At 70.8% G+C, this 14469-nt stretch carries 11 protein-coding genes and 1 pseudogene; 8 read left to right on the top strand and 4 right to left on the bottom strand.

All coding sequences use genetic code 11. The annotated features are described in order from the left end of the window. Nucleotides 1-366 precede the first annotated feature (366 nt). Nucleotides 367-1627 (top strand): annotated as a pseudogene (locus OG507_RS05125) (amino acid permease). A gap of 63 nt (nucleotides 1628-1690) precedes the next feature. Here the strand turns inward: OG507_RS05125 and OG507_RS05120 are convergent. Beyond that, complete coding sequence (locus OG507_RS05120) at nucleotides 1691-2089, bottom strand: DUF6221 family protein (protein WP_327365930.1); 399 nt, start codon at nucleotides 2087-2089, stop codon at nucleotides 1691-1693. A gap of 271 nt (nucleotides 2090-2360) precedes the next feature. Between OG507_RS05120 and OG507_RS05115 the strand changes: the two genes are divergently transcribed. From OG507_RS05115 to OG507_RS05095, 5 genes are all read left to right on the top strand, one after another. After that, a complete protein-coding gene (locus OG507_RS05115; RefSeq protein WP_327365929.1) occupies nucleotides 2361-3116 on the top strand; it encodes a dienelactone hydrolase family protein in 756 nt (251 codons plus the stop codon). Between the two features lie 171 nt (nucleotides 3117-3287). Beyond that, nucleotides 3288-5165, top strand: a complete 1878-nt coding sequence (locus OG507_RS05110) for a transketolase (RefSeq protein WP_327365928.1) — start codon at nucleotides 3288-3290, stop codon at nucleotides 5163-5165. Nucleotides 5166-5267: 102 nt separating this feature from the next. Beyond that, nucleotides 5268-6233, top strand: coding sequence for an aldo/keto reductase (locus tag OG507_RS05105; RefSeq protein WP_327371867.1), 966 nt, complete (start codon nucleotides 5268-5270; stop codon nucleotides 6231-6233). 367 nt (nucleotides 6234-6600) lie between these two features. After that, entirely contained in the window at nucleotides 6601-7272 is a 672-nt protein-coding gene (locus OG507_RS05100) for a response regulator transcription factor (RefSeq protein ID WP_327365927.1), read from the top strand. Nucleotides 7273-7486: 214 nt separating this feature from the next. Further along, on the top strand, nucleotides 7487-8287 hold the full coding sequence (locus OG507_RS05095; RefSeq protein WP_327365926.1) for a thioesterase II family protein: 801 nt from the start codon (nucleotides 7487-7489) through the stop codon (nucleotides 8285-8287). A 24-nt stretch (nucleotides 8288-8311) separates the two neighbouring features. On the opposite strand, the gene OG507_RS05090 is transcribed toward OG507_RS05095, so the two are convergent. Then, on the bottom strand, nucleotides 8312-8716 hold the full coding sequence (locus tag OG507_RS05090) for a DUF5997 family protein (protein WP_327365925.1): 405 nt from the start codon (nucleotides 8714-8716) through the stop codon (nucleotides 8312-8314). A 58-nt stretch (nucleotides 8717-8774) separates the two neighbouring features. On the opposite strand from OG507_RS05090, the gene OG507_RS05085 reads away from it, so the two are divergent. Then, nucleotides 8775-9548, top strand: coding sequence for a LysR family substrate-binding domain-containing protein (locus OG507_RS05085; protein ID WP_327365924.1), 774 nt, complete (start codon nucleotides 8775-8777; stop codon nucleotides 9546-9548). A gap of 150 nt (nucleotides 9549-9698) precedes the next feature. Continuing rightward, nucleotides 9699-11189, top strand: a complete 1491-nt coding sequence (locus OG507_RS05080; protein ID WP_327365923.1) for an FG-GAP repeat protein — start codon at nucleotides 9699-9701, stop codon at nucleotides 11187-11189. Between the two features lie 84 nt (nucleotides 11190-11273). Here OG507_RS05080 and OG507_RS05075 read toward each other — a convergent pair whose 3' ends face one another. Further along, on the bottom strand, nucleotides 11274-12602 hold the full coding sequence (locus tag OG507_RS05075; protein ID WP_327365922.1) for a geranylgeranyl reductase family protein: 1329 nt from the start codon (nucleotides 12600-12602) through the stop codon (nucleotides 11274-11276). A 379-nt stretch (nucleotides 12603-12981) separates the two neighbouring features. Continuing rightward, nucleotides 12982-13947, bottom strand: a complete 966-nt coding sequence (locus OG507_RS05070) for a DUF3048 domain-containing protein (protein WP_327365921.1) — start codon at nucleotides 13945-13947, stop codon at nucleotides 12982-12984. Between the last annotated feature and the right edge of the window lie 522 nt (nucleotides 13948-14469).

The raw sequence follows: 14469 nt of genomic DNA, 5'->3' as shown, positions 1-14469 counted from the left end.
TCGGCTTCGCGTCCGAGGAGAAGGATGCGCGGTCGCACGGGCCGAGTTCCGTCCGATTTCCGGTCACAGTCGACGCATCGGCGAACATTCAACGGTGATTTGGTGCGCGGTGTCCGATAACCGACCATGGGGTGCATCCCCCGGAGATTCCCGCAGCAGGTGTGTGCCCACACGCTGGTCGGCCGCTGCACGGGCGACGGTACCCAGCACGATGAAAGGCGCACCACCCCCACGCACGACACCGGAACCGTTCCTCAATCGGCTCCGGCCCCGGGCAACTCCGTTCCCGCCCCGGCCCAGAACCCCGCCGAAGGGGGAAACCGGCACGCACGGCGTTTCGGGCTTCCGGTCGCCACCGCGCTGGTCATGGGCAGCATCATCGGCGGCGGCATCTTCCTGCTCCCCGTGTCCGTCGCCCCGTACGGCACCATCAGCCTCGTCGCCTTCGGCGTGCTCACCGTCGGCGCCATCGCGCTCGCGCTCGTCTTCGGGCGGCTCGCGCAGCGCGATCCGCGCACCGGCGGGCCGTACGTCTACGTGCGCGAGGCCTTCGGCGATTTCGCGGGCTTCCTGGCGGCCTGGTCGTACTGGATCACCTCCTGGGTGAGCAACGCGGCCCTCGCCGTCACCGCCGTGGGCTATCTGGACGTACCGCTGCCCCTGCACGGATCGCCGTGGCTGATGATGACCGCCGCACTCGTCGTGCAGTGGCTGCCGGCTCTCGCCGACCTCGCCGGGACCCGTTACGTCGGCGCGGTGCAACTCACCTCCACCGTGCTGAAGTTCGTGCCTCTGCTGCTGGTCGCGATCGGCGGGCTGTTCTTCTTCGACCCGGACAACCTCGGTCCCTTCCAGGCCACCGGGGGCGGTGCGATCGGCGCGGTCTCTGCGTCCGCCGCGATCCTGCTCTTCAGCTACCTCGGAGTGGAGTCGGCGGCGGTCAGCGCGGGCGAGGTGCGCAATCCCCGGCGCAACGTCGCGCGGGCGACCATCCTCGGCACGCTCGGTGCGGCGCTGGTGTACCTGCTCGGTACCCTCGCCGTCTTCGGTACCGTCGCGCACGACAAGCTGCTCACCTCCAGCGCCCCCCTTCGCCGACGCCGTCAACGCCATGTTCGGCGGTACGTGGGGCGGCGCGGCGGTCGCCTGTGCGGCGCTCGTGTCGATCGTCGGCGCGCTCAACGGCTGGACGCTGCTCAGCGCCCAGACCGCGTACGCCGCCGCCCGCGACGGGCTGTTCCCGGCACGCTTCACGGTGAAGCGGCGGGGCGTGCCGACCTTCGGCGTGATCGTCACGGTCGTCCTGGCCTCGCTGCTGACCGTCTACAACTACATGGCGGGGACGGCCCGGGTGTTCGAGATCCTGGTGCTGGTCACGACCTTCACCGCGACCGTCCCGTATCTGCTGGCGACCGCGGCCCAGCTGTACTTCCTCATCTCGGGGCAGCGCGACCGGGTCCGCCCGGCCCGCCTCGCCCGTGACGCCGTGCTCGCGCTGGCCGCCTTCGGTTTCTCCATGTGACTCCTGGCGGGCTCCGGTTACGCCGCCGTCTACCAGGGAGTGCTGTTCCTCTTCGCGGGTGTCCTCGTGTACGCGTGGATGTCGGCCCGCAAGGCGCGCGCCTGACGCCTTCGGCGATGGCACCCCGAGAGCTGCTCGGCGACGGAGCCGACGGGCCGTCGCCCGGCGCTAATGGATGAAGCGCGGCAGCCACTTCGCCCGGTAGTCGGGGTGCCCGGCATGCTCTGCGGCCATCTGCCGGACGGCGAAACCGAGCCCCACGGCGCGGCCTGACGCGAAGTCGTGTTCGGGGCGGTCGACGTCCTTGTCGGCCACCTCCGCGTACTCGTTGAGAAGAACCCTGCTCGTCTCGATGCGGCGACGCGTGTGCGCGGGGTCCTGGAAAGCGATGTGCTGGTCGTAGCCGCGATTGCGCACGCTGAACGCGATGGCGCCGACGCGGTCGTGGATTTCGCCGGGCACGTCGGCCGGGCAGCGCCAGCTCTCCCCGCCTGCCGCCAGCGCAATCTGTTCCTCCTCGGCAAGGCGCGCCCGCACGAAGTCGATCATGTCGGAGTTGTCTGTCATCGGGCTGTCGAATCCTTCAACGTCATGGCTCTGCACCCGAATCCGCACCTGCTGTCCGGGCCGGTTCTGTCCGTTCACCGAAGATCTCGGACGAAGATCTCGGACGAAGATACCGAGTTGAAAGTCCGGCACCCCGGAGACACCACCTGCGTCGGTCCCGGGCCGCGTACACACGGCCTTCCGCCGCTCACCGCATACGATCACTGACTGCGACCGCACCCCTCCGTCCGGAGCGCGGAGGGCACCACCGTACGAGAGAAGTGAGCCATCCATGACCGCCGTACGCGGAACCTCAGTGGACATCCCCACACAGGACGGCGTGGCCGACGCCTACCTGGCCCACCCCGACGACGGACAGCCGCACCCCGCGGTCCTGTTCTACACGGACGCCTTCGGAATCCGTCCTCAGCTGCAGAAGATGGCCGACCGGCTCGCCGGAGCCGGATACACCGTCCTGGCCCCCAACGTCTTCTACCGCCATGGACGAACACCGGTGACCGAGCTGCCCGAGTTCATCGACCCGGCCGGGCGTCCGGAGATCTTCGAGCGTCTCGGCCCGATCATCCAGTCGCTGACACCCGAAGCGGCGATGCGCGACGCCGACGTCTACCTGCACTGGCTGGCAGCCTCCCCCCTGACCACCGAAGGGCCGGTCGGTGTCACGGGCTACTGCATGGGCGCGGGCCTCGCGCTGCGTACCGCAGGCACATATCCGGAGCGGGTCGCGGCCATGGCCGGCTTCCACGGCGGGCGGCTGGCCACGGAATCCGCCGACAGCCCGCACCTGCTCGCCGGCCGGATCGCCGCGGAGCTGTACTTCGGCCACGCCGACCAGGACCCCTCGCTGCCCCCCGAGCAGATCAACCGCCTCGACGAGGCGCTCACCGCGGCGGGCGTGCGCCACCGCAGCGAGGTCTACACCGGGGCGCAGCACGGTTTCACCCAGGCCGACACCGCCTCGTACGACAGCGCGGCGGACGACCGCCACTGGACGGCACTGCTGGCACTCCTGGACCGCACCCTCTGACCGGCACGCGTTCAGATCGCGGCCGTCGCACTGCGGACATACGGTCGGCAAGGGCACAGGCGCCCCACACGGCCTCCGCGCGCACCCCACGCGGCCCCCCGCGCGCGGCCCACGAGCCGGCAAGAGCCGTCGACGGCCGGATCAGAACGCAGGACACGAGAGGAAGCCGCGATGTCGGTCGAGAACACCCCCACTGTCTCCCTCGGGCCCGACAGCGGCCTGGACCAGGTCTTCCAGCTGGCCCAGCAGCTGCGCGTGGACTCCGTCCGCGCCAGCACCGCCGCGGGCTCCGGCCACCCCACCTCCAGCCTGTCCGCCGCGGACCTGATGGCCGTCCTCATGACCCGCCGGCTGCGCTACGACTGGCAGAACCCGAAGAATCCGGGCAACGACCACCTGATCTTCTCCAAGGGGCACGCCTCCCCGCTGCTGTACGCGATGTTCCTCGCCGCCGGTGCGATCGACGAGGAGGAACTGATGACCACCTACCGCCGCAACGGCGCCCGGCTGCAGGGCCACCCCACGCCGGTCCTGCCCTGGGTGGACGCGGCCACCGGCTCCCTGGGCCAGGGCATCGCCTACGGCGTCGGCATCGCGCTCGCCGGACGGGACCTGGAACACCAGCCGTACCGTGTGTGGGTGCTGTGCGGCGACAGCGAAATGGCCGAAGGGTCGGTGTGGGAGGCCCTGGACAAGGCCGGCCGCCACCGCCTGGCCAACTTCACCGCGATCATCGACGTCAACCGCCTCGGCCAGAGCGGCCCCACGGAGCTGGGCTGGGACACCGGCGCCTACGCCCGGCGCGCCGAAGCCTTCGGCTGCCGCGCGATCGTCGTCGACGGCCACGACCTGACGGCCGTCGACGAAGCCCTGGCCGCCGCGAGCGACGGACAGGCCCCCACCGTCGTCGTCGCCAAGACCGTCAAGGGCCAGGGCGTTTTCGAGGTCGCGGACGCCGAGGGCTGGCACGGTAAACCGCTGCCCGAAGACCTTGCCGCACGCGCCGTCACCGAACTGGGCGGCCTGCGTCACCTCACCGTCCGCGGCCCGCAGCCGCCCGCCCCCGCCCCCAGAGCCCCGGCCGCTCCCGTGGAGGTGACCCTGCCCCACTTCGAGGTCGGCGCAGCCGTCGCCACCCGCGTCGCCTTCGGCAAGGCACTCGCCGCGATCGGCGCCCGGCCCGACATCGTGGCTCTGGACGCCGAGGTGGGCAACTCCACCCACGCGGAGGACTTCGGCAAGGCACACCCCGAGCGGTACTTCCAGACCTACATCGCCGAACAGCAGATGATCGCCACTGCGGTCGGTATGGCCGCACGCGGCTACCGCCCCTACGCCACCACCTTCGCCGCCTTCCTCACCCGGGCCCATGACTTCATCCGTATGGCGGCCGTCTCCCAGATCTCCATGAGCCTGTGCGGAACCCACTGCGGTGTCGAGATCGGCGCGGACGGCCCCTCCCAGATGGGCCTGGAAGACCTCGCCATGATGCGAGCCATCCACGGTTCCACCGTGCTCTACCCCAGCGACGCCACCTCCGCCGCCGCTCTGACCGCCGCGATGGCCTATATGGACGGCATCTCCTACCTGCGTACCACCCGGGGCGCCTACCCCGTCCTCTACGCCCCCGACGAAACCTTCCCCGTCGGCGGTTCCAAGACCCTGCGTACGGGCGACAGCGACCGGCTCACCCTCATCGGCGCCGGTGTCACCCTCCACGAATGCCTCGCCGCCGCCGAGCAGCTGGCCGCCGACAACATCCCCGTCCGGGTGATCGACCTGTACTCCGTCAAACCCCTGGACCTCGACACGCTCGCCCGCGCCGCCCAGGAGACCGGCGCACTGGTCGTCGTCGAGGACCACCACCCCGAAGGCGGCATCGGCGAGGCCGTGCTGTCCGCGCTGGCCGCACAGCGGCTGACCCCCGCGGTGGTCCACCTCGCCGTGCGCAATCTGCCGGCCTCCGGAACTCCTGCCGAACTCCTCGACACCGCAGGCATCTCACGCACCCATATCGCCCGAATCGCCCGAGACCTCGCCATCCGCTGAGCACCGCGGCCGGTGCCCGCGCTCCAAGTCGCCTATCGTCGACGTGATTTCTGCCGGAAGCCTCGGCTCGGCCGGGGCGGGACCATGATGTGGAGGATGACTGTGCGCTACCGCGAGCTGGGACGCAGCGGACTGTCCGTGTCCGAGATCGGTTACGGCGCCTGGGGCATCGGTGAGTCCGCCTGGGTGGGCGCCACGGAGGACGAATCCGTACGCGCCCTGAACCGGGCGATCGACCTCGGCGTGAACTTCGTCGACACCGCCCGCGGCTACGGCGAGAGCGAGCGGATCGTCGGCCGGGTCGTGCGCGAGCGGGCCGGTGACGAGGTGCTCGTCGCCACCAAGGTGCCGCCGAAGAACGGCATTTGGCCGGCGCCCGACGGGCTGGACCCGGCCGAGACGTTCCCGGGAGAGCACATCCGCGCAAGCCTGGAGACCAGCCTGCGTGCCGGCGGCCTGGACCACTTCGACGTACTGCAGTTCCACGTCTGGAGCGATGACTGGGTCGGCCGCGGCGACTGGCTGGAGACGATCGCCGCACTGAAGCAGGAGGGAAAGATCCGCCTGTTCGGCGTCTCCGTCAACGACCACCAGCCCGACAACGCACTCGCACTCGTACGCAGCGGTGCCGTGGACACTGTGCAGGTCATCTACAACGTCTTCGACCAGGCACCCGCCGACGCGCTGCTGCCGGCCTGTGAGGAGCACGGCGTCGGTGTCATCGTGCGGGTGGCGCTCGACGAGGGCGGCCTGACCGGACGGATCACCGCCGGCACGACGTTCCCCGAGGGCGACTGGCGCAACCGCTACTTCCGCGACGACCGCCCGGCCCAGGTCGAACAGCGGGTGGCCGCGATCGTCGCCGACCTCGGCATCGCACCCGACGAGATCGCCGAGAACGCGCTGCGGTTCGTGCTGAGTTCACCGGCGGTATCCACCGTCATCCCCGGGATGCGCACCGTACGCAACGTCGAGCGCAATACGGCCCTGAGCGACGGGCATCCGCTCACCGCCGACCGGCTCGCCGTCCTGGCCAAGCACCGGTGGCAGCGCAACTTCTACTCCTGATCAACAGGTGCCGCTCCGGGGCGGGCTGCGGCGCGCCCGGGCGAAAGGCCCTGCGCGTGGAAGCCCTTGCGCACGATGGATGTGTACGTCGTGGGCCCGCCCTCGACGCGGTGCAGCACCACCGTCCAGTCGCCCCTGTCGTCGCCGATCGGAATCGCGTCGACGGCACTGGGCGGTGCAGGCGCTGCGTACGGTCTCCATGGTCGCGGCCTGCGCCGAGCCGGGCGAGAATCCGGTACGCGCCCATGTGGGCGGGGCCCTGAGGTCGCAGTGCACCCACCGGCACGACTGTGCCATATTCGCCCACACGGCTTCCCGCCGCACCTGATATGCCTGCCGCACCCGGCGACCTTGTGGAGGACAACCCGTGACGACCACTCGCGTTCTGATCGCCGATGATCAAGTGATGGTCCGTCAGGGATTCACGGTCCTGCTCAACGCCGAACCCGATCTCGAAGTCGTCGGCCAGGCCGTGGACGGCGTCGACGCCGTCGCCAAGGTCGCCGAACTGGCCCCCGACGTAGTCCTGATGGACATACGGATGCCCGGGGTCGGCGGCATCGAGGCGACCCGCCGCATCACGGCATCGCCCGCCGCCACCGCCAAGGTCCTCGTCCTGACCACGTTCGACCTCGACGAGTACGTGTACGAGGCGCTGCGTGCCGGGGCGTCGGGGTTCTTGCTGAAGGACGCGTCGGCCACGGAACTCGCCCATGCGGTACGGGTGGTGGCGGCCGGTGAGGCCCTGCTCGCGCCGAACATCACCAAGCGGCTCATCGCCGAGTTCTCCCGGATGTCCGACGTCCCGCGCAGCCCGGTCAAGGGCCGCAGCGGCAACCTCACGGAGCGCGAGACCGAGGTCCTCTCCCTGATCGCACAGGGCCTGTCGAACGCGGAGATCGCCGGGTGCCTGGTGGTGGCGGAGCAGACCGTCAAGACGCATGTGAGCCGGATCCTGGTCAAGCTCGGTCTGCGCGACCGGACCCAGGCCGCGATCCATGCGTATGAGACCGGACTGGTGCGCCCGGGCGGCTCTTGAGGCTCCGTTCACCCGCTGCTGCCGTGCACCGGCCCTGCGCCGCAGCGGGATTCAACGCATGGCGGGCGTGAAGGGCATCACCGGCGGCCGTCCCCGACGTGGCCCACGTCACCGCGGGAGCGGGCCACGAGGTCCGCAACGGCTGCGACAATCGCCCTGACACCAGTACGACGGGGGCGCAGTTGATGGAGTCGGCCGAGAAGAGGGCCGGGGCATGACGCACACCGCAGTGATCAGTGGAGCCGCCGTCGGCGCGGGCCCTGTCGCCGACCCCTCCCTGCGCCTCTTCCTCTTCCACCACGCCGGTGGATCGCATCTCCTCTACCGGGACTGGGTAGCGGAGTTCCCGCCGGACTGGGAGCTGTGTCCGCTGAACGCCCCCGGGCGTGCGTACGAGCGCGAGCGGCCGGCGGCCGACCGGGTCGACGATCTGGTCGACCACTTCCACCAGAAGCTGCTGCCGCTGTTCGACCGGCCTTTCGCCTTCTTCGGCCACAGCATGGGAGCCCTGGTCGCGTACGAACTGACCTTGAGGCTCGCCGCACAGGACGACGGCCCGCGGCCGGTCTGGCTCGGGCTCTCCGCCTTCGGCCCGCCCCGGGGTGCGAGGTATCTGCGCCGCCCAGGACGGCACGAGAGCTCCGACGCCGAGCTGCGGGACTGGCTGCGGTCGGTCGGCGGCACCCCGGCCGAGCTGCTCGACAACGACGAACTGTGGCAGATGTTCGAGCCCATGTTCCGCAGCGATTTCAAACTCGTCGACACCTGGGCGCGTGAGCCCGACACCGGCTCACTGCCTCTGCCCTTCACCGTGTTCGGCGGCGACCGGGACCCTGTCGTGGAGCCCGCGCGGCTCAAGGCGTGGTCCGAGCACTCCCCGTACCTCCAGGGCGTCCACCTCTACCCCGGCGGTCACTTCTATCTGAACGACCACCGCGCCGCCCTGACCCGCACCGTCACCGCGTCGGTGCGGGCGGCCGGGGCCGGGGCGACGCCGTTGCGACAGAGGCCCTGATCCGCGTGGGCCAGGAGGCAGGGGTCAGGAACGCGGACCCTCGGGCTTCTCGTCGCGCGCCGCGTTCTTCTCCTTGATGCGCACCGCTTCCTTACGAACCCCGGCCTGGGTGGCGCGTTCCTGCTGGAGCCACTCGGGGTTGTCCGTCTTCAGCGTCTCGATCTGCTCCGTGGTGAGGGCGTCCGTGATTCCGCCACGGGCGAGACCCGAGATGGAGATGCCGAGCTTCGCCGCGACCACCGGCCGGGGGTGCGGGCCGTTGCGCCGCAGCTCCTGCAGCCACTCGGGCGGGTCGGACTGCAGTGTGTTCAGCTCGGTGCGCGAGACGACACCCTCCTGGAACTCTGCGGGGGTGGCCTCTAGGTACACACCCAGCTTCTTTGCCGCGGTCGCGGGCTTCATTGTCTGGGTGGTCTTGTGCGACGTCATGGTGCCAAGGGTATCGAGCATGTGCGCTACCTCTGACCAGGGCCGGTAACCTGGCGGAGTGACAAGCTCGGAAGAAACCCCTTCGTTCCGGCTCGCGTACGTCCCCGGCGTGACCCCCACCAAGTGGGTGCGGATCTGGAACGAGCGGCTGCCCGACGTCCCGCTGACCCTCGTGGGTGTGTCGGCCGCCGAGGCGGCCGACGTGCTGCGGGGCGGCGGCGCCGACGCGGGTCTCGTGCGGCTGCCCATCGACCGGACGGGCCTCAGTGCGATCCCCCTCTACACCGAGACGACGGTGGTGGTGATCCCCAAGGACCACGTCGTGGCGGCGGTCGAGGAGGTCTCCGCCGAGGATCTCGCCGACGACATCGTGCTGCATCCGCTCGACGACACCCTCGAATGGGAGCACCGGCCGGGACGGCCCGCCATCGAGCGCCCCGCCACGACGGCGGACGCCATCGAGCTGGTGGCGGCGGGAGTGGGCCTCCTCGTCGTCCCGCAGTCACTCGCCCGCCTCCATCACCGCAAGGACCTCACCTACCGGCCGGTTTCCGACGCCCCCGAATCGGGCGTCGCGCTGTCGTGGCCGCAGGACGAGACGACGGACCTGGTGGAGGACTTCATCGGGATCGTCCGCGGCCGGACCGTGAACAGTTCCCGGGGCCGCCCCAAGGCCCAGGCACAGGCCCCGGCGCAGCCGAAGGCCAAGCGCCCCGACACGGGCGGCGCACGCCGCAAGCCCGCAGCCGGCAAGGCGTCGGCGAAGAACCCGCGGAGCGGTTCCGGAGGCTCCAAGGGCGCCAAGCGCCAAAAGCCCCGCCGCCGGTCGTAGCGGCGCCTCACACGAAGACCGGCCCTCGGCAAACCTTCCGTACAACCCTTCTGCCGCATCCTCGGTCAAACAGGACGCCAGGAAGGAACGGGCCCTTTCCGGTCATCGCCCCCGCACCCGCCCGGTCATCCTTGGACCAAGGAGCCGCTCGTGCGCACCTACCGTTCGGCCGCCGTTGCCGCGGCCTCATTTCTCCTGATGGCGGGAGCCGGCATCGCGGCTCCCGCCGCGTACGCCGGTACCCCCGGCGGCACGCACGCAAGTGACCGGAACAGCGATTTCAACGGCGACGGCTACGAAGACGTGCTCATCGGCGCGCCGGGCGCAACCGTCAGCGGAAAGAAGAGCGCGGGGTACGTGACCGTGCAGTACGGCGCGTCGACGGGGATCGGCACCCGCAGGACCGCGGTCGTCAGCCAGTCCACCACAGGGGTGCCGGGCGCCGCCGAGACGGGCGACGGCTTCGGTAAGGCGCTGGCCACCGGCGACCTCGACGCGGACGGATACGACGACGCGATCGTGGGCATCCCGGGCGAGGACATCGGGACGGTCGCGGACGCGGGCGGGATCACCGTTCTGTGGGGGTCCTCTCGGGGACTGGCCGGCGCGGACAGCGACTGGCTGGAGGCGGACAGGCCCTCGGCCGGCGAGAAGTTCGGCAGCGCCCTCGCCGCCGCCCGCTTCAGCCCTGACACCCCGGGCGACGAACTGGCCGTCCTCGGCCGCGACGCCCTGGAGCTGTACATGTACGACGCGGCCCCGCAGCCGAAGTCCACGCCGCTGGAGCGCACCGCACGCAACCGCCTCGCCGTAACGTCGGCGGAGCGACAGATCCAGCCCAAATCCCTGACCACCGGCGACTACGACGACAACGGTCTCGCCGACCTCGTCGTCTCCGGCGTTACCGTCGGCGACGAGCCGGGCCACGGCTGGTCGTCCTTCTTCTCCGGGCAGACGCAGGGCCTGGTGTACGAGCGCGACCTGCGGGGCGGCCCCGTCACGGCCTCCGGCGACATCGACAACGACGGCTACGACGACCTCGTCACCGGCGAACCGCACAGCCCCGACGACGGCGGTGAGTCGATGACCGGCGGCCTGATCGGCGTCTACTACGGCAGCCCCGACGGGCCGCTCGGCGTCGACGGCGCGGGCAGCCCGCCGCAGTGGTGGACCCAGGGCTCGCCCGGCGTCCCGGGCACGGCCGAGCGCGGTGACGGCTGGGGCACGGACCTCTCCGTCGCGGACACCAACGGCGACGGGTACGCGGACGTGGCGATCGGCGCGTCCGGCGAGGACATCGGCACGGTCCCGGACGCGGGGGCGGTGTGGGTGCTGCGCGGCGCGTCCGGCGGACTGACCGCCACCGGAGCCAAGTCGTGGGACCAGAACTCCGTGAATGTGCCGGGCGCCGCGGAGAAGGGCGACCGCTGGGGCGGTCAGGTCAGGCTGACCGACCCGAACAGGGACGGCCGCTTCGGCCTGCTGGCGTCCGCCCCCGGTGAGAACACCGGTGACGGTGTGGTGTGGGTGCTCTCGGCCGGTTCCGGAGGAGTCACGGCCACCGGCTCGTGGACGTACGGCGGCGGCTCGCTCAGCGCTCCGTCGCTGGACGCGGCGTACGGGGCCACGATCGACGAGTAACACGGACTGCGGACAGGACAGGGCAGTACGGGAACAGCGCACCGGGGGCCTCCGACAGGCTTCCCGGTGCGCTGCCGTTCCGGCTCAGCGCCTGCGTGGCACCTTCGGTTCCGGGACGAGACGCACGACGCCGTTCAGCACATGGTCGATCACGTCGTGCGAGGGCTTGTCCGTGAGGTTGGTGAGCAGCCGGGCCAGGGTGTTGAGCAGGAAAGGCGACCCCATGACGTAACGGTTGAGGACCGGCTGGAAGCCCGAACGGCTGAAGACGAGGTCGGCGGCCGTATTGCCGAGACGGTAGTAGCGTCCCCAGCGGCGGTTCATCTCGACGGGGTAGCCGCGCAGCACCTGTTCCCGCCTAGCCCCCCGGGGGAGCGCGAGGGCGAGCGCGGCGGTCTCGGCCGCCACTTCGCCGGCCTCCATCGCCTGGCCGATGCCCTCGCCGTTCCACGGGCTGATCATGCCCCCGGAGTCGCCGACGAGGAGCAGCCCGCGGGTGTAGAGGGGATGACGGTTGAAGCCCAGGGGAAGGGCCGCGCTCCGGACGGGGCCCTCCGCGTTCTCCTCGCGCAACCCCCAGGCGTGCGGGGTACGCGCCAGCCACTCGTCCAGCGTGGCGCGCAGGTCCGCCTTTCCGTGCCGCCGGTGGGGCAGCGCACCGAGGCCGACATTGACGCGGCCGTCGCCCATGGGGAAGATCCAGCCGTATCCGGGCAGATAGTGATCGCTTCCCGGGAAGCGGAGGTCGGCCCACAGCTCCAGGTACTCCTCCTGGGAGCGCTCCGGACTGCGGTAGTAGCGGCGCGCGGCAGTCGCGATCTGTCTGCGCGTGTCCCGCTGCAGACCCATGGCGAGTGCCAGGCGGGCGGAGGCGCCGTCGGCGGCGATGACGATCGGCGCGCGGAAGGCCAGGGGTTCCTTCTCGTCGGTCGTGGCGGTCACACCGGTGATACGTCCGGCGCGGTCGGTCAGGGGCTGGGTCACCTTCACACCGGCGCGCAGCCGCGCTCCCGCGGCGACCGCGTGCCGGGCCAGGATGTCGTCGAAGTCGTGCCGGCTGCGCGAGAGCCCGAAGTCCGGGTAACGCCCGAGCGCGGGCCAGTCGATGTGCACCTGATGGTCCCCGGCCACCCAGCGCATTCCGCGTGAACGCGTCCACCCCGGGGCCTTGATGTCGACGCCCATCCTGATGAGCTGGTGCACCGCGCGTGGTGTCAGACCGTCGCCGCACACCTTCTCCCGGGGGAAGCGGGACTTCTCCAGGAGCAGGACGTCGACGCCCGCCCTGGCGAGGTGGAAGGCCGCGGCCGAGCCCGCGGGCCCCGCCCCCACCACGATCACCTGGGCTTCCTCGTCCGAGCCGTGGCCGGACCGATCGTCCGGCGGAGACTGGTCTGGCGTCGTTTCCCGCATCGGGAACCCCTTCCTGTTCCTGGGACAGCCGGTGCCGTACCGGGGACGGCGGCCCTGTGCATCATCATCGATCAAGGAGGGCCGGTACGGAACCAGGCCCGGGATGTCCGGCGCCCGCCTGATGCGGCGTCAACCACTGTGCGAGGAACCTCGATCAGGCAAGCTGCCGATGTGAACACCTCTGCCGACGACGGCTCACCGGGCAACGGTCTCCTCGACATCTCGCTGCGACGTGCCGCCTGGCCGAACTCCTCCCCAAGGGGCGGCTGGTCGAGATCTAGGACAGCTGCACCCTCATCCCCCTGGACCGGCCGACGAGGCTCGCGCAGATCATCCGGGACTTCACCCACGCACCCGACGCGACGTAGACGGTCCGTGGTCACTTCGAGGCGAAGACGATCCAGACCTGGCCGGGAGCGAAGGTCATCCGCTTGCCGTCAGGGGTGGTGAAGGAGGTCGTGGAATCGGCGGTCGGCCGCGACCAACGCACGTCGTACCCCTTGCCGTTGCGCAGCACGAGGGCGGAGCCCGAGCCCACGGTCTCGGTGTACGGGGAGGTGCTGCCCCACCGGTCCTGATAGAGCGAGGGATGCACGGTCACGTACTGCACGATCACATCGGCCGCCCCGAGCCGGGCTCCGTCGGACGTACGGGCCGGTGTGCCGTCCATGTCCACCAGCCACCTGTGCCGGTCGGCGGACCAGGTGAAGGCGAAGCGGGCCGCCGGATACCGGACCGTGTGTCCGGCGAGGGGCCTGCCGCCCGGGGGCGGGGCCGCGAAGCGCAGCCCGATGTCCTCGGCGGCGTTCACGCCGGTGGTGGCGTGCGGTGTCTTCCCGGGGCGCAGATAGAGGTTGTGCGGCGCCGCCCGGTCGCTGCCACGGAAGTACGCGCCGGGGTCCGCCGTCGGCGGCAGCGGGTTCAGCGGTGCCGCCTCTATGGCCGGGAGGAGCTTGGCCTGGGCGCCGGAGAAGGCGAGCGTCGGCCGGTCGAACTGGCGCAGCAGCTCCAGGTCCGTCTCGCGAGCGCTGCGTACCGGGCCGACGACGGGCGGCATCCTGGACGAATAGGCGGCGAGGATGCGGCTGAGACCGGCCTCCACCTGCTCCACGTAGACGATGTCCGCCTTGTCGAGCCCGGTCTGCGGCCGTGCGGGGCCGACGTTGTCGATCTTGACGGCGAGGACATGGGCGCGTGGTCCCGAGGACGTCGTGGACGGAGTGGAGCGGCTCGGGGAAGGAGCTGTTTCCCCGCCGCCGCTCTGGCAGCCCACCGCTGCCGCGATGAGCACCGCCAGCGTGGCCAGTGATGCCGCGGCCGGCCTCTTGGTCCCGGATGCGCGCATGGCCGCCCCTTCCGAGTCGGCCGACGCGACGATCCGGCTTCTGCCGCTCGCCGCGACGGCTCTTCGTCCATCATCACGCAGATGGACGCCTCAGGGGTTCCCAGGAGCGGGGCGGGCGGCTCGCGCCCGGTCCCGGCGGGCCCGTGCTCAGTAGGGCAACGGGCGGCCGGAAGGGGTGCGCAGATCGAGGGGCGGCGGCCGGGAGGGCAGTTGCGGACGTCGGACGATCTTGATGCGGCCCATTGCCACCACCTCCTGTCGGTCACCGGTCATATGCCCCGCGGGTTGCCCCTTCATGCGGCTCCGGCCCGCTCAACCGGCCGACTGCGCAGGAGTGTTACGCAGTCGGCCAGACGGATGAGGGGAAGATGCCGGGAAAACGCGGGAAGGTCCGAGAATCAGGCGGAACACGCGGGAAAGCACGGCAAGGCGTGCGAAGGAGCGTGAAGGCGCCATCTTTCCGTCGCACCGGGGACATGCGCACACGCGCTCGCTATCCTCCGGCTATGAGCTATGAGCTAT

Source organism: Streptomyces sp. NBC_01217 (genome assembly GCF_035994185.1).
In the GTDB taxonomy this organism is placed as follows: domain Bacteria; phylum Actinomycetota; class Actinomycetes; order Streptomycetales; family Streptomycetaceae; genus Streptomyces.
Note: the sequence above shows the minus strand (reverse complement) of the source record. Positions and strands in the feature narration are given on the sequence as shown.

Coding starts and splice junctions, on each gene's coding strand:
- OG507_RS05090 (WP_327365925.1), bottom strand. CDS start 8,716: ATGACGTCGCACAAGACCACCCAGACAATGAAGCCCGCGACCGCGGCA.
- OG507_RS05120 (WP_327365930.1), bottom strand. CDS start 2,089: ATGACAGACAACTCCGACATGATCGACTTCGTGCGGGCGCGCCTTGCC.
- OG507_RS05070 (WP_327365921.1), bottom strand. CDS start 13,947: ATGCGCGCATCCGGGACCAAGAGGCCGGCCGCGGCATCACTGGCCACG.
- OG507_RS05110 (WP_327365928.1), top strand. CDS start 3,288: ATGTCGGTCGAGAACACCCCCACTGTCTCCCTCGGGCCCGACAGCGGC.
- OG507_RS05075 (WP_327365922.1), bottom strand. CDS start 12,602: ATGCGGGAAACGACGCCAGACCAGTCTCCGCCGGACGATCGGTCCGGC.
- OG507_RS05095 (WP_327365926.1), top strand. CDS start 7,487: ATGACGCACACCGCAGTGATCAGTGGAGCCGCCGTCGGCGCGGGCCCT.
- OG507_RS05115 (WP_327365929.1), top strand. CDS start 2,361: ATGACCGCCGTACGCGGAACCTCAGTGGACATCCCCACACAGGACGGC.